Here is a 920-nt window from a genome sequence, read left to right as displayed (position 1 = left end):
TTGTTTTAAGTTCTCTAATTTTAACGTACAACTTAATTAGATCGAAAAATAAAAGCCCTTAAAAGGGCTTAAATCTATCTTATTTTTATAAAATTAATGGCTTGTGCAACGGTTACCGTTGTTGTAAAACGTACTTTTTTATACTTCAATTGAGATATTAACTTTTCCGCCAAGTCCTTTTTCAACGATGTCAAATAATGTTTTTAAAGTCAGATTACTGCCATTATTTTCCACACGAGAAATATAAGTTCGCTTTTTGTCAATTAATTCTCCAAGTTGTTCTTGAGTCAGATTTTTTTCCTCACGTGCATTTCGTAAAAGCAAACCAATTTTAAAGGATTCAAAATCTCTGTCGAGTTCATCCCTCCGTTCAGTTCCTTTTTTTCCGTAAACTGTGTCTTTTATGTCTTTCCAGCTTTTAGTTTCCATTGCCTTTGTTTTTTTCTTCGTAATACTCTTTCATTAATCGAACAGCTTTGTCGATTTCTTTTTTCGGTGTTTTCTGCGTCTTTTTAGTAAATCCGTTTAAGAGTATAACTAATTTACCTTTATCGAAGAAGCAAAAAACTCGCCAAATATTCGAACCTAATTTAATTCGAGCCTCAAATAATCCTTTGTGACTTTTCATAGGTGCCAAATACGTTTTCGGCACGTGCTGATAAGTTTCGATTATTTCAATGACCTTAAATATTTTGTCCTGAACCTTTTTCGGTTGAGCAAGTAGAAACTCCTCGAAATAATTTTTGTATTGTATTACTTGCCTAACTCTTTCCATTTTGACAAAGGTAACTTAAAAGTTACTATTTTCAAAATTTCATAAGTTGAATTTTAGGTTATGAGCGTTTTTGGGTATGTTTTACAACGGCAGTCTGTCTCAAAACTACCGATTAGATTTTAAAAATAGTTGGATTTGGTGTGTT

The 920-nt window shown here is 31.8% G+C and carries 2 protein-coding genes; both read right to left on the bottom strand.

The window, feature by feature from the left end:
- Nucleotides 1–138: 138 nt before the first annotated feature.
- The gene (locus tag UXI14_RS18030; protein ID WP_042247315.1) at nucleotides 139–429 is read right to left on the bottom strand and encodes a helix-turn-helix transcriptional regulator; all 291 of its coding nucleotides are present in this window, start codon (nucleotides 427–429) and stop codon (nucleotides 139–141) included.
- Nucleotides 419–775 carry a type II toxin-antitoxin system RelE/ParE family toxin gene (locus UXI14_RS18025; protein ID WP_070235502.1) on the bottom strand — a complete coding sequence of 119 codons (357 nt, stop codon included), beginning with the start codon at nucleotides 773–775 and terminating at the stop codon, nucleotides 419–421. Before UXI14_RS18025 ends, UXI14_RS18030 begins: the two co-directional genes overlap by 11 nt.
- Between the last annotated feature and the right edge of the window lie 145 nt (nucleotides 776–920).

It is taken from the genome of Galbibacter sp. PAP.153, from assembly GCF_037029175.1.
GTDB classification, from domain to species: Bacteria; Bacteroidota; Bacteroidia; order Flavobacteriales; family Flavobacteriaceae; genus Galbibacter; species Galbibacter pacificus.
The sequence above is the reverse complement of the archived record's forward strand: the minus strand, read 5'-3'. Positions and strand labels throughout refer to the sequence as shown.

What these genes read in the sequence shown, in the direction of transcription:
- UXI14_RS18030 (WP_042247315.1), bottom strand. Translation starts at nt 429, where the DNA reads ATGGAAACTAAAAGCTGGAAAGACATAAAAGACACAGTTTACGGAAAA.
- UXI14_RS18025 (WP_070235502.1), bottom strand. Translation starts at nt 775, where the DNA reads ATGGAAAGAGTTAGGCAAGTAATACAATACAAAAATTATTTCGAGGAG.